The 21384-nt window shown below is 37.6% G+C and carries 20 protein-coding genes and 1 pseudogene; 15 read left to right on the top strand and 6 right to left on the bottom strand.

Annotated elements, in window-relative coordinates:
- Nucleotides 1–7 precede the first annotated feature (7 nt).
- The 4 genes from IO90_RS03435 (at nt 8) to IO90_RS03420 (ending at nt 3195) form a co-directional block, all read left to right on the top strand.
- Nucleotides 8–1537: a lipase gene (locus tag IO90_RS03435; protein WP_034963935.1), complete on the top strand. Its 1530-nt coding sequence runs from the start codon at nt 8–10 to the stop codon at nt 1535–1537.
- Nucleotides 1538–1643: 106 nt separating this feature from the next.
- The gene (locus IO90_RS03430) at nt 1644–2069 is read left to right on the top strand and encodes an RrF2 family transcriptional regulator (protein WP_034963933.1); all 426 of its coding nucleotides are present in this window, start codon (nt 1644–1646) and stop codon (nt 2067–2069) included.
- 51 nt (nt 2070–2120) lie between these two features.
- Nucleotides 2121–2702 carry a hypothetical protein gene (locus IO90_RS03425; protein ID WP_051878223.1) on the top strand — a complete coding sequence of 194 codons (582 nt, stop codon included), beginning with the start codon at nt 2121–2123 and terminating at the stop codon, nt 2700–2702.
- Between the two features lie 61 nt (nt 2703–2763).
- Nucleotides 2764–3195: a nucleoside deaminase gene (locus tag IO90_RS03420; RefSeq protein ID WP_034963931.1), complete on the top strand. Its 432-nt coding sequence runs from the start codon at nt 2764–2766 to the stop codon at nt 3193–3195.
- Here the strand turns inward: IO90_RS03420 and IO90_RS03415 are convergent, their stop codons facing one another.
- Together IO90_RS03415 and IO90_RS03410 are read right to left on the bottom strand one after the other, a co-directional pair.
- Nucleotides 3196–3954, bottom strand: a complete 759-nt coding sequence (locus IO90_RS03415) for a type III pantothenate kinase (protein WP_034963929.1) — start codon at nt 3952–3954, stop codon at nt 3196–3198.
- 112 nt (nt 3955–4066) lie between these two features.
- Nucleotides 4067–5926, bottom strand: a complete 1860-nt coding sequence (locus IO90_RS03410; protein ID WP_034964280.1) for a M1 family metallopeptidase — start codon at nt 5924–5926, stop codon at nt 4067–4069.
- A gap of 192 nt (nt 5927–6118) precedes the next feature.
- Between IO90_RS03410 and IO90_RS03405 the strand changes: the two genes are divergently transcribed.
- Nucleotides 6119–6631 (top strand): hypothetical protein, encoded by a 513-nt coding sequence (locus IO90_RS03405; RefSeq protein WP_034963927.1) that lies wholly within the window; start codon nt 6119–6121, stop codon nt 6629–6631.
- 500 nt (nt 6632–7131) lie between these two features.
- Nucleotides 7132–8259: pseudogene (locus IO90_RS03400) on the top strand (endo-1,4-beta-xylanase).
- Nucleotides 8260–8357: 98 nt separating this feature from the next.
- Here IO90_RS03400 and IO90_RS03395 read toward each other — a convergent pair.
- The gene (locus tag IO90_RS03395; protein WP_034964279.1) at nt 8358–10073 is read right to left on the bottom strand and encodes a hypothetical protein; all 1716 of its coding nucleotides are present in this window, start codon (nt 10071–10073) and stop codon (nt 8358–8360) included.
- 56 nt (nt 10074–10129) lie between these two features.
- On the opposite strand from IO90_RS03395, the gene IO90_RS03390 reads away from it, so the two are divergent.
- Both IO90_RS03390 and IO90_RS03385 read left to right on the top strand, forming a co-directional pair.
- Nucleotides 10130–10495: a hypothetical protein gene (locus IO90_RS03390; RefSeq protein ID WP_034963925.1), complete on the top strand. Its 366-nt coding sequence runs from the start codon at nt 10130–10132 to the stop codon at nt 10493–10495.
- Nucleotides 10468–10926, top strand: a complete 459-nt coding sequence (locus IO90_RS03385; protein ID WP_034963923.1) for a hypothetical protein — start codon at nt 10468–10470, stop codon at nt 10924–10926. The genes IO90_RS03390 and IO90_RS03385 overlap by 28 nt, the downstream gene beginning before the upstream one ends.
- 33 nt (nt 10927–10959) lie before the next feature.
- Here IO90_RS03385 and IO90_RS03380 read toward each other — a convergent pair whose 3' ends face one another.
- A complete protein-coding gene (locus tag IO90_RS03380) occupies nt 10960–11484 on the bottom strand; it encodes a hypothetical protein (RefSeq protein WP_034963921.1) in 525 nt (174 codons plus the stop codon).
- A gap of 36 nt (nt 11485–11520) precedes the next feature.
- Between IO90_RS03380 and IO90_RS03375 the strand changes: the two genes are divergently transcribed.
- Nucleotides 11521–12675: a hypothetical protein gene (locus tag IO90_RS03375; protein ID WP_034963919.1), complete on the top strand. Its 1155-nt coding sequence runs from the start codon at nt 11521–11523 to the stop codon at nt 12673–12675.
- A 96-nt stretch (nt 12676–12771) separates the two neighbouring features.
- Here IO90_RS03375 and lepA read toward each other — a convergent pair whose 3' ends face one another.
- A complete protein-coding gene (lepA, locus tag IO90_RS03370; protein WP_034963917.1) occupies nt 12772–14568 on the bottom strand; it encodes a translation elongation factor 4 in 1797 nt (598 codons plus the stop codon).
- 63 nt (nt 14569–14631) lie between these two features.
- The gene (locus tag IO90_RS03365) at nt 14632–15645 is read right to left on the bottom strand and encodes a hypothetical protein (RefSeq protein ID WP_034963915.1); all 1014 of its coding nucleotides are present in this window, start codon (nt 15643–15645) and stop codon (nt 14632–14634) included.
- Between the two features lie 198 nt (nt 15646–15843).
- Between IO90_RS03365 and IO90_RS03360 the strand changes: the two genes are divergently transcribed.
- The 6 genes from IO90_RS03360 (at nt 15844) to IO90_RS03340 (ending at nt 21380) form a co-directional block, all read left to right on the top strand.
- Nucleotides 15844–16836 (top strand): outer membrane protein assembly factor BamD, encoded by a 993-nt coding sequence (locus tag IO90_RS03360; RefSeq protein ID WP_034963914.1) that lies wholly within the window; start codon nt 15844–15846, stop codon nt 16834–16836.
- A gap of 33 nt (nt 16837–16869) precedes the next feature.
- The gene (locus IO90_RS03355) at nt 16870–17193 is read left to right on the top strand and encodes a DNA-directed RNA polymerase subunit omega (RefSeq protein ID WP_034963913.1); all 324 of its coding nucleotides are present in this window, start codon (nt 16870–16872) and stop codon (nt 17191–17193) included.
- A gap of 109 nt (nt 17194–17302) precedes the next feature.
- Nucleotides 17303–18496 carry a bifunctional phosphopantothenoylcysteine decarboxylase/phosphopantothenate--cysteine ligase CoaBC gene (coaBC, locus tag IO90_RS03350; RefSeq protein ID WP_034963912.1) on the top strand — a complete coding sequence of 398 codons (1194 nt, stop codon included), beginning with the start codon at nt 17303–17305 and terminating at the stop codon, nt 18494–18496.
- A gap of 81 nt (nt 18497–18577) precedes the next feature.
- Complete coding sequence (locus IO90_RS03345; RefSeq protein WP_262483370.1) at nt 18578–19180, top strand: DUF4835 family protein; 603 nt, start codon at nt 18578–18580, stop codon at nt 19178–19180.
- On the top strand, nt 19170–19484 hold the full coding sequence (locus IO90_RS19130; RefSeq protein ID WP_262483369.1) for a DUF4835 family protein: 315 nt from the start codon (nt 19170–19172) through the stop codon (nt 19482–19484). The genes IO90_RS03345 and IO90_RS19130 overlap by 11 nt, the downstream gene beginning before the upstream one ends.
- A gap of 246 nt (nt 19485–19730) precedes the next feature.
- A complete protein-coding gene (locus tag IO90_RS03340; RefSeq protein WP_034963910.1) occupies nt 19731–21380 on the top strand; it encodes a DNA repair protein RecN in 1650 nt (549 codons plus the stop codon).
- Nucleotides 21381–21384: the final 4 nt, after the last annotated feature.

The raw sequence follows: 21384 nt of genomic DNA, 5'->3' as shown, positions 1-21384 counted from the left end.
ATTAATTATGAAAAAGATATTTATATCAAGTATAGCAGCTTCGCTTTTGTTCGCAGTTAGCTGTCAGAATGACTTCGAAAACAGTACAGAAGATGTAGTGGTAACTGCTGGAGATGCAGACTTCTCAAAATATATTGCGCTAGGAAACTCTTTGACTTCTGGCTACAGAGACAATGCTTTGTACATTGACGGTCAGAATGAATCTTACCCAAACATCGTCGCAAATCAAATGAAGCTTGCAGGTGGCGGGGAATTCATCCAACCATTGATGTCAGACAACAATGGAGGAATGGTTCTTGGAAGCCAGACTATTTTAGGAACAAAACTTTTCATAGAATCATTTGCCAATGGAAGTCCGGTTCTGAAAAATGTAGCTGCGACGCCTACAACCGATGTGACTAAAAAACTAACAGGAACGATCAACAACATGGGCGTTCCGGGAGCAAAATCTTTTCATTTGGTTGCGCCAGGTTACGGAAGTCTTGCTGCATTGGCAACCCAAAGGTCTAATCCATATTACGTCAGATTCGCGACTAGTGAAACTTCTAGTATTGCTGGTGATGCAGCGGCTCAAAGACCAACTTTCTTCTCTCTTTGGATTGGGAACAACGATGTCTTAAGCTATGCAACAAGCGGTGGTTCTGGAATTGATCAAAAAGGAAATACAAATCCCGCAACTTACGGTTCTAATGATATATCTGATCCTGCGGTTGTAGCAGCATCCATCAAAGGTGTTTTGGATGCGATGAAAGCTGCTGGCGCTACAAAAGGTGTGATCGGAAATATTCCTTATGTAACATCTATTCCTTATTTCACAACCGTTCCATACAACCCGTTGACGCCTGCTGCTTTGGGTGCAAACCTTGCAACGCTCAACACAAATTTATATGGCCCTTTGAAACAGGCTTTGACAGCATTTGGACAAGGGAGTAGAATTAATCTTTTGTCAGCTACGTCAGCAAATCCTGTTTTAATTAAAGATACATCTTTGACCAATTTATCTGCTCAACTTACAGCAGCGCTTACGCCGGCTTTAGGCGCTCAGACCGCAGCCGCTTTTGGACAGATTTTCGGACAAGCTAGACAAGCTACTGCGGAAGATCATGTTTTGTTGACTGCAAGTTCTGTGATTGCTACTCCCAATGCAAATGCTCCGGCTCCAGCGAATATAAATGGTGTTTCCTATCCTTTGGAAAATCAATATGTGTTGACAAAAACGGAAGCCGCTTTAGTTAAAACTGCAGTTGATGCTTACAACTTGCAAATAGCAAACCTTGCAACTTCTTACGGATTAGCTTTTGTAAACGCTAATGCTAAAATGATTGAGCTAAATTCTATGTCTGGAATTCAATTTGACGGTGTGAGATATACTGCCAAGTTTGTAACTGGTGGCACATTCTCCTTGGATGGCGTTCACTTGACTGGACGTGGATATGCAGTGGTTGCAAACGAATTTTTGAAAGCAATCAATGGTAAATATAGATCAAACCTTCCCATGGTAAGTCCTAATTCCTACTCTGGCGTTAAGTTCCCATAAGGAAAATTAATATTCAAAAAGCCGTCTTGTTTCTGGAACAAGACGGCTTTTTTATTTGATCATTAATATTATTTCTGAGTTATAAAATTTTGATTATTTTTACACTATGCTTTCAAAAAGAGTCAAGTACGCTATCAAAACTTTGCTATTCATCAATAGGAAGGATAATTCGTCTTTATATTCGGCAAAAAAAATATCGGAGAACGAACGTATTCCGCTCAAATTTTTGGAGCAGATCCTCAGAGAATTGAAGCAAAACAAAATTCTCAAAAGCGAACGTGGCGCAGAAGGCGGTTACACTTTTATGAAAGATCCAGCAGACATCAAGGTTTTGGACGTCATCAGAATCGTGGATGGTCCAGTGGCAATGTTGCCTTGCGCTTCTCTTAATTTCTATGAAAAATGTGCGGACTGCACAGACGAGGCTACCTGTAGCATCAGAAAATTACTGATCAATGTTCGTGATAATATGTTGCCCATCCTGGACACCAGCATTGCTGATATGACAAAATCAGAGAATTTCCCCATTTAATATTCAACATCGAATATTAAAAAACTAAACTATTAAAACTAATTTATACTAATGAAAAAAACTATCAGCTTTTTTGCCTTGACTTTTCTTGGCATTACGGGAATCTATGCCCAAACTGAAACTTCGACATCTGAAAGAAAAAATGATGTGATGATCAGTCCAATAGAATTGATCGCTTCTCCCCTTCTAAATATTTCCTATGAGAGAATATTTAGAGAAAATATGGGAGTCGGTGTCAATGGGATGTTTTACTTTGGAAATAATGACAGGTACGATGACTCTGCTTTTTCGCAAGTCTCACCATTTTACAGAATGTATTTCGGAAAAAAATATGGCGCAGGATTTTTTGTGGAAGGCTTCGTCCCGATTACAAGTACAAAAGATTATTATTATAACTACGTTTACAACGATTACAGCGAGTACATCTCATCTCCCTACTACGAGCCCAAAAGAAGAACTACTGTAGGCATCGGGATTGGACTTGGTGGCAAATGGGTGACAAGAAACAATATCGTTTTTGAAGTGAGTGGCGGACTTGCAAGAAGATTTGGAAGCAATTACGACAACTACGATTTCTATGACGGTGATAATCTAACTGGTAAAGGAATGCTTGGGATTGGATACCGTTTCTAGGACATAGATTTTATCATTAATGAATAAAAAAGTTTAGTTTTGTGCTAAACTTTTTTGCGTTATGTTCACTGACGATTATTTTATGAAAATGGCTTTTCAGGAAGCCCAGCTTGCTTTGGAAAAAGATGAAGTTCCGATTGGCTGTGTCATCGTTTCCAACAACAGAGTCATTGCAAAATCCCATAATTTGACAGAAACGCTGAACGACGTCACCGCGCACGCAGAAATGCAAGCGATCACTTCCGGGGCGAATTATCTCGGTGGGAAATATCTTCAGAATTGTACAATGTATGTCACTTTGGAACCTTGTGTGATGTGTGCTGGTGCGCTTAGTTGGTCTCAAATCACGAAAGTTATGATTGGCGCAAGAGATGAGCAACGAGGTTTCATTAATAAAGGTTTATTGCTCCATCCAAAGACGGAAGTTGTGACTGGAATTATGGAAAATGAATGTTCGGAAATCGTGAAAATGTTTTTTAAAAATAAAAGATAGTTACAAATCCTTACCCAAAAAATAAAGTCCCTTCAAAGTGTGAAGTCTGTCGCCGATGTTGATCTTGTCTGTCAAAGGTTTGTAAACGTGGCTCACTCCGCCAGTTGCTATGACAAAACAATTATCCTGAACCTCATCATTGATCCTATCAATAAAACCTTCCACCATTCCTAGAAACCCGTAAACCATTCCGCTTTGCATACAACTGATTGTATCTAATCCCAAAACAGTTTTCGGCTTCACCAATTCTATTTCTGGCAACTGCGCCGTTCCTTGAATCAAGCTATTTAATGAAGTAATGATTCCTGGAGCGATGATCACGCCCAGAGTTTCCCCATTTCCATCCAGGCAACTTGCTGTGAGTGCAGTACCAAAATCGAGAATAATTTTTTTCTGTTTAGGATAAAGATTGTGCGCGGCCACGAGGTTGGCGTAAATATCCGTCCCCATTTGTTTCGATTTCGGGATCACACCGGAAGGCGTATTTCTGTCCACAATGACAGGCGGTTTCTGATGGATTTTCCTAACCGCACTTGCAATCACCTTCGTTAACTGTGGCACCACAGAACCGATGATGATTTTTTCAATTTTCTCAACATCAATTTTATAGGTTTGATATAACATCAAAATCTGAACATACAGTTCGTCGGTGGTTTTGTAAGGTTTTGTATTGATGACCCACGAGATGTCACAATTGTCATCATCAAACAAGCCAAAGCGGATATTGGTGTTTCCTATGTTGATTACGATGCTGTTCATTTATTATTTTTTGTCCGAAGTCCTACGCTGGAAGACGGAAGTTTTTAAAATTGCTTTAATTTTTTTGATGTTATCGAAGTGAAATCTTCCAACTTCTGACATCCAGCTTATACTACTTTACTTCCAGATAATTATCCTCAGGATTCACATCTGCCAAACGCTGGCTGAAGTCAATTCCCATTGCTGACAACTGAGATTTGGTGTAAGGAATTGTGAAGCTGTACTCCTGTTGCGTCCAAGCCCAATAAGGCAACGTTTTGAACGGTCCATAAATATCTTTTGATTTCCAAGTTCTGGTAAGACTTGATGGAATATTATAATTAATGACTTTCTTGTCTTTCGTCAAAATACTGAACTCAATTGGCATTGGAACGCCTCCTTTGTTCACCAAAGTGATTGTGGTAGATTCTGGATCGTATTTCACATTTTTAATTCCATAATCGATGGTTTTTGTGGTATTGATCCAATAATGTTGGAACCATTTCAAATCCATTCCGGAGATCTGCTGTGCGATGTGGATAAAATCTCTTTCCGTCGGGTGTTTCATTGCCCAATCATCGTAATATTTTATCATAATTCGGTTGAGATTTTCCTCACCAACAATATAACCCAGCTGTACCAAAAACATTTCGCCTTTGATGTAACTTGCATAAGTGTAAGCCGTTCCATTATCGTGATGGTCCGCCAACCAAACCGCAGGCTCTTCTTTTCCTGATTTTGTAAAATTAATGTAAGCTCGGATCGCATCTGTAAAAGGATTCGGTTTGGATTCCGTTGGTGGGAACAATCTGTAGGACACAAAATCTTCCGCATACTGTGTGAAACCTTCATCCATCCAAGGTCTCACACTTTCGTTGGTCGCCAGCATCTGCTGAAACCAAGAGTGCGCGCCTTCGTGGAACATCAGTCCGCAAAGTCCTTCCAAAGTTGTGGCTTCTCCCAAAATCATTGTGCACATTCCGTATTCCATTCCGCCATCGCCACCTTGGATAAAAGAATAACTTGGCCATTTGTAACGTCCGAAAGTAGCGTTCATCAACTGGAAATATTTGGTGATGTATGGTTTCGCCTCTTCCCAGTATTTTGTTTTTTCAGATTTTTGATAGACTAGGAAAACCTTTGGTCCATCCAAAATCGGAAAACTTTCAACTGTGTAATCTCTGTCCGCTGCCCAAGCAAAGTCCAGAATATTTTTGGCTGTCCATTTCCAAGTCACTTTGTTGGCAATGTCTGGTTTTACCTCAGCACTTTTGTTGTAGCCTTTGACATCATTTGGATTTTCAAGGTTACCACCAGCGCCGATCACATAATCCTTATCGATTTTAATATTCACTTCATAATCAGAAAACGGGGCGTGAAATTCTCTTCCAATGTAATCGAAAGTTGCCCAACCGTCATAATCATACTCAGCGATTTTCGGGTACCATTGGCTCATCGTCATATCGATTCCCTCGCGGTTGTTACGTCCGCTTCTTCTTATTTGCATTGGGATTACGGCGTCCCATTCCATTGTGAAAGTGGCGGAAGAATTTGGTTTGATGGCTTCAGCAAGGTAAACTTTCATTATCGTTCCCTGAATCTCGAATTTCAAATCTTTTCCATTCTGCTTTATCCAACGGATGTTTTGCGCGCCTTCTTCGTTCTTAGGAATTTCGGATAATCTGGAAATCACTGTATTTCCAACGCGTTTTGCCAATCTTCCGTCTGCATTCACACCTTGACCTGCCACACGCTGATCCATCATAGACCCCACTTTGAATGCGTTCCAATACAAATGGAAATACGCCACTCTCAACTCGTCCGGCGAATTGTTCTGATATTGCAAAGTCTGTTTTCCCTGGTAAGTGAAGTTGGGCGCATCCACATCAATATCCATTTTGTATTTTGCATATTGCTGAGTGTAAGCATCTTTCTGCGCCGAAATCAACAGTGAGAAAACGATGAAGAATAAAGAAAAAGCAGTTTTTTTCATAGAACTATTTTTATCAACCTTTCGAGATTTGATGCTCATAAAAGGTTTTCTATTTTTAATTGTCTCAAAAATACTAAGTTTTTGTTGAATGGCAAGTGGAAAGGCTTGGAAGGTTGGGCTGTGGTTGGAAATTTTGTAGATTTGATAACATTTTTGAAATACAAAAGATAATCAAAATAATAAATTAGTAATATGAGTCCTCTCTTTGGATTAATAGTGATTGCTATCATCTCTTTCTTAATAATCAGTTTTATTGCATTGGTTGTTGCAATTCTATATTTTACAGGATATAAAAAAACAGCAAAATACATTTTGTTTTCTCTATTGGGAATTTTTATCTTAGGGATACTGAGTGTTTTCTTTTCTTTGGTAAAAGATTCCTTTTTTCAAAAATCAAAAATAAGAGAAACTCTTTCTAAAAGTGGGATAGTTTTAAAAGATGATTTTGAAATTTTGAATGAAAATGAAGTATTAGATTTTGAATATTTTCAAAACGATTTTTCATTAAAATTACTAAACACCGCAAGTGATAAATTAGTTCATAAATCTGCTAAAAATCAAATTTATACATTAGTAGATTCCACCAAAGTTTTCTATAATGAAGACAGTACATACACCAATTTTGATACATTAAGAATTGAACTAAAAGATAATATTCTAAAATATCATCGAGCAAATACTGGAAGAGAAACTCCTAAAAGATAATTAATCTATGATAAAACAACTGCTCATATACGGTTCTTACTCTGTTTTAGATTCCTTCGGAATGACGAACTGTGCTTAACGCTGACTATTGATTTATACAGAATCTGTAGCCCGAATTGAACATAAACCCTTTTTCGCTTTAGATAAAAGTTCTATTTAATTTGAAAGCGTTATGCAAAAAAGATTGACTTCGTCGACCACTTCGTTAGGTTTGTGAACGGAAGGCGGAAAAGCTACCCAAATAAAAAAACATTTCCAATCAAGCTTAACATAAAATTTCAATTTTTAAAAACTTAAGCTCAACGTTAACATTCATTGAACTCGAAAAATCGTTATTCGACAATAATGATTTTTGGAGCTTCAAATATATTCGCTGAGCTTTTTCCAAAATTCTGGAGATTGGCTCTAGCAAAGTAATCAGCCATTCAAAACATTAAAATAATTGTCAATTTCACGTTTATTTAATTTTTCTATATTTAGTTAAATCAATATTCGAGTTTATGAGACAGTGCCTTATCATATTTAGTGTTTTAATCTCTTCCGTTTGTTTCTCGCAGAATGTCAAATTCAAAGATGCGTATTCTCAGGCTTTCAAAATAGGAACGGCCGTGAACCACGACATCGTAAGCGGAAAAGATAAAAAACAACAGGATATTGTCCTTCAACATTTCAATACAATCACGCCTGAAAACTGTATGAAAGCCGAAGTTGTGAATCCACTTCCGGGGAAATTCGATTTTTCGCAGGCGGATGCTTTTGTGGAATTTGGAAAGAAAAATAAGATGTACATCATCGGGCACACGTTGGTTTGGAACAATCAAACACCGGCTTGGTTTTTCAAAAATGAGGATGGAACGCCAAAAAGCAAAGAAAAAACCAAGGAACGCTTGCACGACCACATCAAATTGGTAGCCAGCAGATACGCCGGAAAAGTGGACGCTTGGGATGTCGTAAATGAAGTGATCGACGATGACGGAAAATACCGCACTGGCGGATGGATCAACGGCATCGGCGATGGCGACGAACTGATGAGATTATCTTTCCAATACGCCTCAAAATATGCGCCCAATACAGAATTATACTACAACGACTTCAACGCCTGAAGACCAGAAAAAGTGAAAGGTATTGTCCGAATGGTCAAAATGCTACAGGCCGCCGGAATCCGAATTGACGGCATCGGCATCCAAGGTCATTGGGGACTTAATTTTCCAAAAACCAAATACATCGAAGATGCGATAGATGCGTACGCCGCGTGTGGCATCAAAGTGATGATTACGGAAATCGATGTGGATATTTTGCCTGTGACGAAGGAAGGACAGATCATTGGTCAGGCTTTCACGCATAAGCAGTTTCAGAACGAGGAATTCAAAACATTTCTGGATCCTTACGCCGACGGACTTCCGAAAGATATCGACGACAAACTTGCCGACAGATACGCTGAACTTTTCCAGATCTTCTACAAGAAAAGAGATAAGCTGGACCGCGTTACAACTTGGGGAATGCAGGACGGAATGTCCTGGAAAAATGATTATCCATTCCCTGGACGAACCAATTATCCATTACTGTGGGACAGAAATGGAAATCCTAAAAAAGCTTTGCAAAGAGTGATAGAAGTTCCTAAGAATTAGATTTCGTTTCTCGCGGATTGGGCAAATTTTGCAGACTCCTTTTTAATTAATCTGCTGAATCTGTAAATCTGCGAGAGGATTATCTCATATTTTTAAATTTAATTAATCCTAAAAACCGGATAAAGCCGGTGCGTTTTCTCGTAGTAGTTAGAATGTTTGTAAACCCAATCCAGTTGCGCTTCGCCGTCTTGAGCAAATTTCGAATTGATGGATTTTTCCATCTCGAATGCAGTTTTCAAAGCTTTGTTGTCTTTTAGAAGTTTACTGGCCGTATCTTCGAAAACATAAGGCGAATAATATTCTTTCTGACCCAACATCGCATCAAAGAAATTCCAGTTGAAGTAAGAATCCACTGCTTCCGGCTCCAAAGTTTCCAAGAGAAATTTCACGCCATCCTGATTCAATGGAACAAGGAAATCACCAGCTCGGAACTTCATTTTGCCAGAATCTTTGGTCACAAATGTGTCGTAATGCAGATAATGGCCTTCGTAGGGATTGGGAACTGTTTTGAAATCTTTGATCCTGTACCTTTCCACTGTAAATGCAGAGTCCTGTTTTATCGGAATCATTTTGATTTGATTAAGTTTCAGTAAATCAACTATTTTCCATTCAGATTGTGGGATGACGTAATATTTTGGAATCGTGATTTCTTTTGCCGGAACATAAGTATTATAAAACTTGACAGGCTTTGAAAACTTGGAGTTTCTGTCATACCAAAGTCTGGTTTTTCCAGAGACCTCGCTTGGTTTATATTTCGCTTCAAAGCCTTTGAAATCAATCGTTTCATATTTTGTAGAATCCAGTTTCCAAGCAATCGCATACTGGTTTCCGACTTTGTATTGCTTCAGATTTTCGGCTCGTTTTTGCTGAATGGTCTTGTAGTTTTCATCGATATAATTAATGTTATCGACCATATAGTCATAAGTCACTTTCACGCGGTCTTTGTACGGCTTTAGCATATGCGTTTCCACAACCGTCCCGATGGAATTGAAAAGCGTCGTGTAACCTGTCGCATATCTCGGAGAATCGATGAAAGCGGGAAAACCGCCGTCTGGAACATCACCGTGAATGTTGACATAAGGCACGGAAATCACACCTTTTTTCTCCATATTTTTCAGAAGCGTTTTCTGCATTTCGCCGTTGAAATAATTACCGAGAACATTTCCCAACCGTTCTTTGTTCGTCGAAATGTAAGTGAAAGTGTATTGATAATCTGCGCCGTTGCTCACGTGATTGTCTATGAAAACATCAGGCTTCAGCCATTGAAAAATCTGTTGGAAACTTCTGGAGTTTTTTGAATCTGTTTTGATGAAATCTCGGTTCAAATCATAATTTCGAGCGTTTCCACGGAAACCATATTCTTCCGGACCATTTTGATTGGCTCTGGAGAAACTGCCACGGTTCATCATTCCGCTGATGTTGTAACTTGCGATGGACGCGATGATGACATTTTTCGGCGCTTTGATTTTTCCGGTGGCTAAATCTCTCATTAACATCATCGTTGCATCAATTCCGTCTGGTTCACCTGGATGGATTCCGTTATTGACGAACAAAACCGATTTTCCTTTTCTGGCTTCTTCGAAACTTTGTTTGGTCGGGTTGAAAATCACAACATCGATTGGTGCGCCGTTGTCATCTTCTCCTTTTGTCTGGAAAGTGATGCTTTCAAATTCCTTATCCAGTTTTTGATAATAATTTCTCATTTCCTCAAACGTGACGGTTTCGTTGCCGTTGCCTTTTTCAAAAGGGGTTTGGAAGGATTGTGAGAATGTGAAAGTGGAGATAACAAGGAAGAGAATTGAAAGGTTTTTCATTTTTAAAAAATATGAGAACGAAGATAAATAATTAATATCTTTGAGAAAACCCATTAATGAAATCATTTTCTTTTGTTTTGATTCTCCTATTTCTAATTGGTTGCAAAGAGGAAAACACTTTTGCAGATGATATTGTTTTGAGTTTTCAGAAGGATACGCAGATGAAAACTCAAGAATTTAATGAAGATGGAAATGAAGGTGGAGAGAATTTAATTTACATTGGAAAAATAAAATCTAATATTGAAGTTAAATATTATGAAAATCTTCTATCTCCACCGCCACCGCCTCCTGATAAATTTGAATCTGAAAAAGAATATTCAAGCCGGAAAAAAAGCTGGAAGATTCCTTACAATTGCAGACAAATTCTTTTTTCAGAACTGAAGAATTTCCTTTTTTGTATTCAAAAAAAGATGATTTTATAGATTCATTATCAAATAAAAATCTTCAAATCATTGTTAAAGAAAATGACACGATTCCTTTATATAAAGAAAATTATAATACAAAAGCTATCAAGAAATATTTTTCTTTTCCAATTTTCATTAAAAACATTTCTAACAAAATTTTAAGAATTCCAACTGAGTCAAAAAGTACAGCATTATATATTTATGAAGACAGTTTAGATAGGTTTTATTTTGCAAGAAACAGTAACTATATGATTTGTGGAATGACTGGTGGTATTTATTCCTATATTGAACTCAAGCCAAATGAGATTTTAGTTTATGCTTATCCTTATTTCAAATCCGGAACAAAACAAAAGGCTAAAATGAAATTCTACAATGCTTCTTCCAAAGAATTTGAAATTTCTATTGATGATAAAATTATTCAGAACCAAAGAAATAGACGTTATGAATAAAAAAATCCACAGAAAATTCTGTGGATAATGTCCTTACAGTACGGCAAACAAATCTTTCCATCTGTTTTTCGAAAGTCCAAAACTGGATGTTTTCTTACCGTCATCCAATATTGTAATAATATTTGTAGTCCCGGGAATCAAGGGCACTTTAACATAAGAAACTGTAATTGTTCGCCCACCGATTTCAATGTCTTTTTTTGCAATATTATTCTTAATCGAATTTTCAATTTCCGAATAAAGCTTTTGCAAATCTTCTTTGTTCTCAAAAATAATACTTCTGGAAATCCCTTTTGATTTGGCAGAAGGGTCATAAGTCGTGTCATTATTTAGTCTTGCTGAAGTATATTCACTTTCTTCAAATAATAAAGCATACTTTCCATTGTCGTTATCTTTTACAATTTGAAAAGAGTCTTTGTCTTTACTAATGACCGAAGAAACTGCACCACTAATATACTCCGTATTGCCAAATGGCGTTGTCAGGTTTCTATTTGTCGTTTTTTGGGCATGGAAACAATAGGAAAACAACAACAATCCTGCTGTTAAGTAAATTTTATTCATTTGTGTTTTTTATATTTGCACAAATATACACAAATAATGAAAAAGCAATTAATTCTACTAATGGCCGCATTCTCACTTACGGCAAACTCTCAAAAAGTAAAAGTATCTACTCAAACTATCGATACTTATTTCGTGAAATATCCTGAAGAAATTCTTAGCTATAAATTTCTTGAATATAAAACCCTCATCGATGTTACAAATACTAAAATAGTTATCAATTCTGGCATTGAAAAAATTACGGAAACCAGCATCAATGAGAATATCTTCACGAAAATCAGAAATGATGGGAAACAGAACTTTTTACCAATTGGAAATCTTAAAAAAACAGGTTCTTCCGGTAGTGGCATTTTGGATGCAATCGTGGAAATAGGAACAATGAATTTAACATCAAAAGCTGATAGATCAGGAGTCGCCTGGGAAAACAAATTTCGGATTTTTATGACGTTAGAAGTTCCGCTTAAAATCACTTTCAAAGACTCTTTCAATGGAGAAGTTGTAAGAGAAGATATGGTGACCATCAAATATGAAAACCAAAAATTTGCAGATATGATTTTTAATAAAGATCAACTTCAAACTCTCTTAAAAACGGACTTTACGACTATCAATGCCGCAAAAGAAGCATCATCAGTTTTCTTGAAAGCCAATGCTGACAATATCCCTATGTCTGTATTTGACTTGTTGGTAGGAAGCAATCAAATCGCAGGATACTGGACTTCTTATAACAAAAAATATAAATTATTCTTAGAAAAAACAGGAACTCTCTTTTTAGGCACTTTCAAAGATGATAAGAATGAAAAATATGCAGAGTATAATAAGAACATTAACAGATTGAAAGAATTATCCAAAGAAATTGGAAATTCTGCATTCAAAGACAATTATATATCTAAGGATAAACTCAATGAGATCCAGAAAATATCACAGTATTTAGAATCAGAAACAAAAATCAATACTAACGAAGAGGTTACCACAACGTTGGAAACGGCTTTGCTTACAGCTTATTTTATTACCGATGACTTTGAAAAAGCGTCGCAAATAGTTGAAAAATTAAAATCAAAGGGAAAAATAAACATGAGGTTGAATCACTACTTAAGTTTAATGAAACAGTTGTCGGATGATAAGGCCAGGTTTGAAGAAAACAAAACACATTCTTCCGCAACCTATACAGATACTTTATTTAATAGTTTAAAATAGTTTAAAGAAATCACTATTTGAAAACCATTATATGATATAATAAAAAATCCGGAAATCAATTTCCGGGTTTTTTTACTTTAATGTTTCAGTATTGCGCTAGTCATTCAACTTCAAAACAGCCATAAACGCCGATTGCGGAACTTCTACTCTACCAATTTGCTTCATCTTTTTCTTACCTTCTTTTTGCTTCTCAAGAAGTTTACGTTTTCTGGAAATATCACCTCCGTAGCATTTTGCGGTAACGTCTTTTCTCAAAGCTTTGATGGTTTCCCTAGCGATAACTTTCGCTCCCAAAGCCGCCTGAACGGCGATATCAAACTGTTGTCTCGGAATCAATTCGCGCAATTTCTCACACATTCTCTTTCCGATGTAAAACGCGTTGCTATCGTGAATCAATGAGGATAAAGCATCCACCATATCACCATTGATCAAAATATCCATTTTCACCAACTTAGAAGCACGCATCCCGATTGGAGAATAATCGAATGAAGCGTAACCTTTGGAAATAGATTTCAGTCGGTCATAAAAATCGAAAACAACTTCCGCCAAAGGCATATTGAAAGTCAACTCTACTCTGTCCGCCGTCAAATAACTTTGGTTGACAATCTCACCTCTTTTCTCGATACAAAGTGTCATAACTCCGCCTACGAAATCAGATTTTGTAATGATAGAAGCTTTGATATATGGTTCCTCAACTCTGTCCAAAAGATTCGGGTCGATCATTTCAGATGGGTTGTTGATCAAGATCGGTGTGTCTGGTTCTTTTTTGGAAAAACCGTGGTACGAAACGTTGGGAACCGTGGTGATCACATCCATATTGAATTCGCGATCCAAACGTTCCTGAACGATTTCCATGTGCAACATTCCCAAGAATCCGCAACGGAAACCAAAACCAAGTGCTGCAGAACTTTCTGGTTCGAAAACCAAAGAAGCATCATTCAGTCTTAATTTTTCTAATGAAAATCTCAATTCCTCAAAATCCTCAGATTCAATCGGATAGATTCCGGCAAAAACCATTGGCTTCACCTCTTCGAATCCGTCGATTGCCTCCAAAGCTGGATTTACAAACGATGTAATTGTGTCACCCACTTTTACTTCGCGAGCATCTTTGATCCCGGAAATGATGTAACCTACATCACCACATTCGATGGTTTTCTTTGGAAGCTGTTTTAGCTTCAAAGTTCCAACTTCATCCGCGCCATATTCTTTTCCTGTAGCGAAGAACTTAATTTTTTCGTTTTTGGAAATGCTTCCGTTCACAACTTTGAAATAAGCTTCAATTCCTCTAAACGGATTGTAAACAGAATCAAAGATCAATGCCTGAAGTGGCGCTTTCGGATCTCCAACTGGAGGTGGTACTCTTTTCACGATCTGTTCAAGCAATTCGTGAACGCCTTCACCCGTTTTTCCTGAAACTCTAAGAACATCTTCGTATTTGCAACCTAGAAGTCCCATGATCTCGTCGGTCACTTCTTCTGGATTTGCAGATGGAAGATCGATTTTATTAAGGATCGGAATAATTTCCAAATCGTTTTCTAAAGCCAAATAAAGATTAGAAATAGTTTGTGCCTGAATACTTTGCGCCGCATCAACAATCAATAAGGCACCTTCGCAAGCGGCGATGGAACGGGAAACTTCGTAAGAAAAATCTACGTGTCCTGGTGTATCAATAAGGTTTAAGATATATTTTTCGCCATTCAGCTCATAATCCATTTGGATCGCGTGAGACTTGATCGTGATGCCACGTTCTTTTTCAAGATCCATATCATCCAAGGTTTGCGACTGCAATTCCCTTTGGGTAACGGTGTTGGTATATTCTAAAAGACGATCTGCCAAAGTACTTTTACCGTGATCGATATGTGCAATGATGCAGAAGTTCCTGATGTTTTTCATTGAATTTTAATAGTTTGCAAAGATATAAAAAAGAGATATATATTTTGTGACGATTTTTGGGAGTTATTCCGGGAAAATATACTTTCCAGTCAGCGCATCCAAATAGACTTGATATTTTTCGTCCTTCATCGCTTTATTATGCTTATTATTCTGATGAATCGCCGTCACTACACCACCTACAACTCCTCCTACAAGGCCAAACATTCCGAACATAACATAGATATCATTGGTTTGTTGCGGGAAAAGTGAAAGTCTGTTGGTCAAAATAAAAAAGCCTTTTTCATCTTTTTGAATTTCCAAATTTCCAGCAATTGTTGGTTTATATGCTATCCCATTTTCGACAAAAGCGTAGAGATCATTTGCCGAGATTTTATCGGTATTTGATTTTGCTTTGGTCACTTCGCCTTTGCTGTTTTTCACCAACTCATAACCGGAAACAGGTTCTTGATTGAAAAAAGTTTTGTAGTCTTTATAAATACCATTTTTTACATCACTGTTTTTAAACAATTCCAGATCCGATTGCAAGATGTTTTCGTAATTTGGGAGTTCAACGTCGGTAACTTTCATTCCGCCTCTTGTGATTTCATAGCTTTCCTTAAGAAAATCTGCTAAGATGTCATCGATGTATTTTGAAAAACCTCTCGGTGTGTTTTCTGTTTTGTTCGGATCCAAGAGCATCACATCATTAAGTCTGTTGAGATAATAGTACTCTCCAAATTTCTTTTCGAAGACAGTCAGTTTCAGTTCTACTTTTTCCAAATCTCCTTTGTTCAGCGACTCACTGAAAAATCTGAATTTCTCCACATACAAAATCAATTCTCTGTCTCGTGTAATTGCTTTATCCGCTTTGAACCATCTTTCAAACTGATCTTTTAAACTACCATTTTCAAACGAAAAACTGTAATTATCCTTTTTGAAAGTAACAAACCCTAAATCTGAATTTTTTCTAGCATCAAGAACTGTGATTGATTTAACGCTTTTTGTTTTATCATTAATATTCCTGTAAAATCTGATCTCTTGATTTTTTTGTCCAAAACAGAGATTACAAATCAAAACAAAAAGTAAACCTATCTTCATTCTTTTTCTTTTTTACGAAGATATATATTTAATGATCAAAAAATCTGTGACAACAAATAAATGCTCATTAATAGTAGATATTGAAATAATATAAGACTTAAAAACGTTAATCTTTCATAAAAAAAAAGTTTTGGGAAAAAAAGTTTTATTTTTGCAAATTAATTAGAATCAAGTGACAGAATTATTCTGGCTGGAATTATGAAGAAATATATTAGTTTATTGCTATTGTCTGTGATTTTGCTTTCGTGCAAAACTGAGATGGATAGAGCGTTGAAGAGTGCAGACAAAGATTTTATCTTAAAAGTAGCAAGCGAAAAATTCGCAAAGAAAAAATGGTCCGATGCTTTGGCCTTGTACGACAGATTGCCAAACTTGGTTGCAGGAACGGATGATGCACCGAATGTAGTTTTCAACTCGGCTTATGCCAATTATTATGATAAGAATTACAGATTGGCAGCCAATCAATTCAAAAATTTTGTGATCAGTTTCCCTCAGGATCCAAGAAAAGAGGAAGCCGCTTACCTTTCCGCTCTTTGCTATTACGAAGGATCTTTGCAATATAACTTAGATCAAAGCAACACAGAATCTGCAATCACCGAACTACAGAATTTCTTGAATGAATATCCAGATTCTGAACGTTCCAAAAACATTACCCAATTGGTAGATGAGTTGACTTACAAACTGGAATTCAAAGCATTTGAAAACGCGAAGCAATATTACAAAATGGGTGAGTACAAAGCGGCCGCAGTCACTTTCGAAAACGTTTTGGAAGATTTCCCAGCTACCAAGTTGAGACAAAAAATCTACGACATCATCTTGAAATCAAAATATGAATTGGCGATGAACTCAGTTTATGATTTGAAAAAAGAAAGATTGGACAATGCAGTTTCATATGCCAAAAGAGTTTCTGCAGAACTTCCCAATACAGAATATTCCAAAACGTCTGATGACCTTCTTGCAAAATTGGAGGCTGAGAAAGTGAAATTTGCAACGTTGCAAGTTGAAGTTGAAAAAAGAAAAGCAGAATATTTCGCGAAAGTGAAAAACGCTGAAACAAAGGAAAACGAGAAAAAAGAATTAGAACAAGAAAAGAATCAGGCAAAAATGGAGAACTCTGCAGATCAAGCAAGAAGAGACAGCGCAAAGGTCAATTCGCCGGAACCACAAGCCACTTTTAAGTTTAAAAGATAATTCGTATATTTGCAACCCTAAACAATTCGCCCAATGAGCCTTAAAGATACAAAAGCAGAAGTAAGTACGATCACTTACGACAAAGATAAAATCGAAGCAAAAGTAGCCAGCATCTACGAAGCTATCGTAATTATGGGTAAAAGAGCTGAACAAATCAATGGAGAGATCCGTTCGGAACTTCACGGTAAATTAGATGAATTTGCTGTCCACAACTCTACTTTGGAGGAAGTTTTTGAAAACAGAGAGCAAATCGAAATCTCCAAGCATTACGAAAAAATGCCAAAACCAACTTCTATCGCGATCAGAGAATGGCTAGATGATGAGATCTACCACAGAAAAACTGATGAAAAAAACTAATCTTAATCGATTATAAAATATAGAACCGTCTTGCTAAAGAATTCCTTTACGAGACGGTTTTTTTGTTAATAAAATTATTAATACTTTCGTTAATAAAAATCAAAGCAAAATGAGCTTGCAGGGCAAAAAAATCATCCTTGGAATTACTGGCGGAATCGCCGCCTACAAAATGAATTACCTCGTGCGTGATCTCATAAAATCCGGCGCAGAAGTGAAAATCGTGATGACAAAATCTGCAGAAGATTTCGTCTCGTCATTGACGCTTTCCACACTTTCCAAGAACAAAGTTTACACTGATTTTTATGACGAGAACAAAAGCTGGAACAACCACGTTGAACTGGCACTTTGGGCAGATCTGATGCTGATCGCACCTTGTACAGCCAACACGTTGGCAAAGATCACAAACGGACTTTGCGACAATTTCCTGATGGCAGTTTATATGTCCGCAAAATGTCCCGTCGTCATCGCGCCGGCAATGGATTTGGATATGTACGCGCATCCAACCGTCTTGAAAAATTTGACAACGGCTGAAAGTTTCGGACATCCTATTATTCCGGCAGAGTTTGGCGAACTGGCAAGCGGACTTGTCGGACAAGGCAGATTGGCAGAAACTTCAACTATTTTATCCGTTTTAGAAAATCAATTTGATGAAGCTGATGATGAATTTGCTGGTAAGAAATTCCTGATCACTGCGGGACCAACTTACGAAAATATTGATCCTGTAAGATTCATCGGAAACCATTCGACTGGAAAAATGGGATTTGATCTCGCGAAAGAAGCGTCAAAACGTGGCGCAGAAGTGATCTTGATTTCCGGACCTTCTTCCGAAAAAGTAGATGATAAAAACATCACGCTTCACAAAGTCACTTCCGCCCAGGAAATGTTTGACGAAGTTTTCAAGTATTATGAAAATACAGATGTCGCCATAATGAGCGCCGCCGTTGCAGACTACACGCCGAAAATAAAAGCGACGGAAAAAATCAAGAAAAACGAAAACGAACTCACGATAGAACTCATCAAAAACAAAGATATTCTACGAACGATGGGCGAGAAAAAAAACAATCAATTTTTGGTAGGTTTTGCCTTGGAAACTCAGAATGAGGAAGAGAATGCGAAAGGAAAACTCATCAAGAAAAATCTGGATATGATTGTCCTAAACTCGCTCCGTGACGAAGGTGCAGGATTTGCAAATGCCACAAACAAGATCAAGATCTTCACCCCAACCGAAGAGCAATCTTTCTCGCTGAAATCAAAAGAAGATGTAGCCAAAGACATCCTGAATTTTATTGCTCAGAAATTGTAAGAAAAGCAAGAGTTTTTCGTTATAAATTTATCCTTGTTTTAGATTAAGATTCCTTATTTTTACAAACATTTTAACTTTCAGATGAAAAAACTACTTTATATATTTTGCGCTTTGTTTTTCGCTCAACCCGCTTTTTCGCAGGAGCTTTTGGCAAACGTGCAGATCAATTCCCAACAGATCGCAGGAAGTAACACGCAGGTTTTCCGAACTTTGGAAAAATCTTTGCGAGACTTCATCAACAATACAAGCTGGACGGGGAAAAAACTTCAGAATTTTGAAAAGATCAAATGCAATTTTGCCATCGTGATCTCCGAACGTCCCGGAAACAGCAATTTCAAAGGAAGTCTGGTGGTGCAAGCTACTCGACCAGTTTTCAACTCGCAGTATGAATCGCCTTTGATGAATATCAACGACACCAGTTTTTCTTTTGAATACAACGAAAACGAAAATCTCATTTTCAACGAGCGTCAATTTTCGGGCAAAAATTTGATTGATGTCATCAGTTTTTACATCTACGTCATTTTGGGTTACGACGGCGACAGTTTCCAATTGAAAGGCGGACAAGCGCATTTTGACAAAGCAATGAAAATTGCTCAAAACTCTCAGAATCAAAACTATGCCGGCTGGAACCAAGTGGAAAGCCAAAGAAACCGCGGTGCTTTGATTTTCCGGTTTGCAAAATGAAAGCAACTCTACTTTGCGCACCGTTTTCTACAGCTATCACCGTGCTGGACTGGACAATCTTGCAAAACCAGACCAAGGTCCTGCGAAGAAAACCATCGCCGAATCCTTGATGCAACTCAAATTCTACGACAACAATTTCCAGATGAACTATCCTTTTGGTGTGTTTATAGAAAGCAAAAGCACGGAGATCTTCAACATTTTCGATTCTGGCAATAACGCCTCGGTCAACATCAGCGAACTGAAAACGATGCTCAGCAACTTCTCGCCGAAAGACATTGATACGAAATGGAATAAGTGGAAATAAATATATTTAAAGTTTAATTTTTTGGGCAACTTTTCCGCCTTCCGTTCCCAAACCTAACGAAGTGGTTCGACGAAGTCAATCTTTTTGCCTTGCTTTTCCAGCCACAAAAAAGGATTTCCACTCAAACCTAACGAAGTGGTTCATCGATTCAAATAAAAAAGAAAAAAAATCAGAGATAAGTCGGGTTGCGGGGTTTCGTCTTCAAATCAACCTTGATTTATAATTTAGTTATTAAAAAATAATTTCGTGCTTTCAAGAATTTTCATTCAGAATTTTGCGTTAATCGACAAACTTGAGATCGACCTCAAGAAAGGTCTGCAGGTCATCACAGGAGAAACCGGTGCGGGAAAATCCATCATTCTTGGTGCGCTTCGTCTCATAATGGGTGAAAGAGCCGATGTGAAATCCTTCGCAAAATCTGACGTCAAAAGCATCGTAGAAACCGAGTTCCTAATCACAGAAAATTTCAAAGATTTTTTTGAAGAGAAGGATTTGGATTTTGAAACCCAAACCATCATCCGAAGAGAGATTTCGTCCGGCGGAAAGTCGAGAGCTTTCATCAATGATGTTCCTGTGACCTTGGATGTTTTGAAGGAATTATCTTCAAGATTGATCGATATCCATTCCCAATTCGAAACGTCTGACCTTTTCACCGAGCAATTTCAATTTGGAATTTTGGACGGATTAGCAAAGAATAAAAGCTTGTTGTCTGATTATCAAAACCATTACATTGGTTATCAAACCACTAAAAGAGAAATCGAACAGCTGAGATTGGCACTCGCAGAAAACAATAAGGAATCCGATTACAAAAATTTCCTCCTTGCAGAATTGGAAGAAATGCAATTGGACGATTTGGATTTTGAAGAGATTCAGAACCAACTCAATACGCAGGAAAACGCAGGACAGATCAGCGAATATCTTTCAGAAATATTATCAAAACTGAATCAGGAAGATTTCGGAATTTTGTCTGGACTTTTCGAAGTTAAAAACAAAATAGCCAAACTTTCCCATCTTTCCTCAGAATATCAAGACCTCAGCGAACGCTTGGAAACGTCTTATCTGGAGCTGAAAGATATCAATCTCGAAATCGAGAACAAGACAGAAAATCTGGAAATGGATCCTGAACTTTTGCAAGCTCTCTTGACAACTGTCAACCGACTGAATTCGCTTTTCCTGAAACATCAGGTGAATGACATCGATGGACTTTTGGCAATCCGAGAAGAGTTGTCTGCCAGTCAAAACTCTTTGGAAACGATTGAAAATCAAATCGAAGAAAAAGAAAACAGTCTTAAGCTGATTGAAAAAGAACTTCAAATCCTAAGTCAAAAATTATCCGAAAACAGAAAGAAATTCTCTGGAAATTTGGAGAATCAAGCCAAAGAAATCTTCTCAAAACTAGGTCTGGAAAAAGCTATTTTGAAAATCGATTTGACGGATTCACAATATTACAATCTTCACGGGAAAAATAATATCCAAATCCTTTTCCAGGCGAACTCTGGTTTTCCATTGAAACCAATCCAAAGTGCCGTTTCCGGCGGAGAACGCTCCCGCGTAATGCTTGCCATCAAAAAAATAATGGCGGAGAACAATGACCTTCCAACCTTGATCCTAGACGAAATCGACACGGGTGTTTCTGGCAGAATTGCCGAGGAAATAGGAAAACTGATGCAGGAAATGTCGCAAGACCTTCAACTCATCGTCATCACGCATCTTGCACAAGTTGCGGCGAAAGGTAACGAGAATTACAAAGTGGTGAAATTCGACGAAAATGGAATCACAAAAACAACCATCGTGAAGCTTTCAACCGACGAAAAACTGAACGAAATCGCGCAGTTGATCTCTGGTTCCAAGATTACGGAAGCGGCTATTTCTCAGGCCAAGGAATTGATCGGATAGGAAA

This window comes from Chryseobacterium sp. FH1 (assembly GCF_000735135.1).
In the GTDB taxonomy this organism is placed as follows: domain Bacteria; phylum Bacteroidota; class Bacteroidia; order Flavobacteriales; family Weeksellaceae; genus Epilithonimonas.
Note: the sequence above shows the minus strand (reverse complement) of the source record. Positions and strands in the feature narration are given on the sequence as shown.

Excerpts from the sequence above, each read along its gene's own strand:
- IO90_RS03375 (WP_034963919.1), top strand. The coding sequence starts at position 11,521 with ATGAAAAAGCAATTAATTCTACTAATGGCCGCATTCTCACTTACGGCA.
- IO90_RS03435 (WP_034963935.1), top strand. The coding sequence starts at position 8 with ATGAAAAAGATATTTATATCAAGTATAGCAGCTTCGCTTTTGTTCGCA.
- IO90_RS03405 (WP_034963927.1), top strand. The coding sequence starts at position 6,119 with ATGAGTCCTCTCTTTGGATTAATAGTGATTGCTATCATCTCTTTCTTA.
- IO90_RS03430 (WP_034963933.1), top strand. The coding sequence starts at position 1,644 with ATGCTTTCAAAAAGAGTCAAGTACGCTATCAAAACTTTGCTATTCATC.
- IO90_RS03355 (WP_034963913.1), top strand. The coding sequence starts at position 16,870 with ATGAGCCTTAAAGATACAAAAGCAGAAGTAAGTACGATCACTTACGAC.
- IO90_RS03360 (WP_034963914.1), top strand. The coding sequence starts at position 15,844 with ATGAAGAAATATATTAGTTTATTGCTATTGTCTGTGATTTTGCTTTCG.
- coaBC (WP_034963912.1), top strand. The coding sequence starts at position 17,303 with ATGAGCTTGCAGGGCAAAAAAATCATCCTTGGAATTACTGGCGGAATC.
- IO90_RS03410 (WP_034964280.1), bottom strand. The coding sequence starts at position 5,926 with ATGAAAAAAACTGCTTTTTCTTTATTCTTCATCGTTTTCTCACTGTTG.
- IO90_RS03420 (WP_034963931.1), top strand. The coding sequence starts at position 2,764 with ATGTTCACTGACGATTATTTTATGAAAATGGCTTTTCAGGAAGCCCAG.
- IO90_RS03345 (WP_262483370.1), top strand. The coding sequence starts at position 18,578 with ATGAAAAAACTACTTTATATATTTTGCGCTTTGTTTTTCGCTCAACCC.
- IO90_RS03425 (WP_051878223.1), top strand. The coding sequence starts at position 2,121 with ATGAAAAAAACTATCAGCTTTTTTGCCTTGACTTTTCTTGGCATTACG.
- lepA (WP_034963917.1), bottom strand. The coding sequence starts at position 14,568 with ATGAAAAACATCAGGAACTTCTGCATCATTGCACATATCGATCACGGT.
- IO90_RS03395 (WP_034964279.1), bottom strand. The coding sequence starts at position 10,073 with ATGAAAAACCTTTCAATTCTCTTCCTTGTTATCTCCACTTTCACATTC.
- IO90_RS03380 (WP_034963921.1), bottom strand. The coding sequence starts at position 11,484 with ATGAATAAAATTTACTTAACAGCAGGATTGTTGTTGTTTTCCTATTGT.
- IO90_RS03390 (WP_034963925.1), top strand. The coding sequence starts at position 10,130 with ATGAAATCATTTTCTTTTGTTTTGATTCTCCTATTTCTAATTGGTTGC.
- IO90_RS03365 (WP_034963915.1), bottom strand. The coding sequence starts at position 15,645 with ATGAAGATAGGTTTACTTTTTGTTTTGATTTGTAATCTCTGTTTTGGA.
- IO90_RS03415 (WP_034963929.1), bottom strand. The coding sequence starts at position 3,954 with ATGAACAGCATCGTAATCAACATAGGAAACACCAATATCCGCTTTGGC.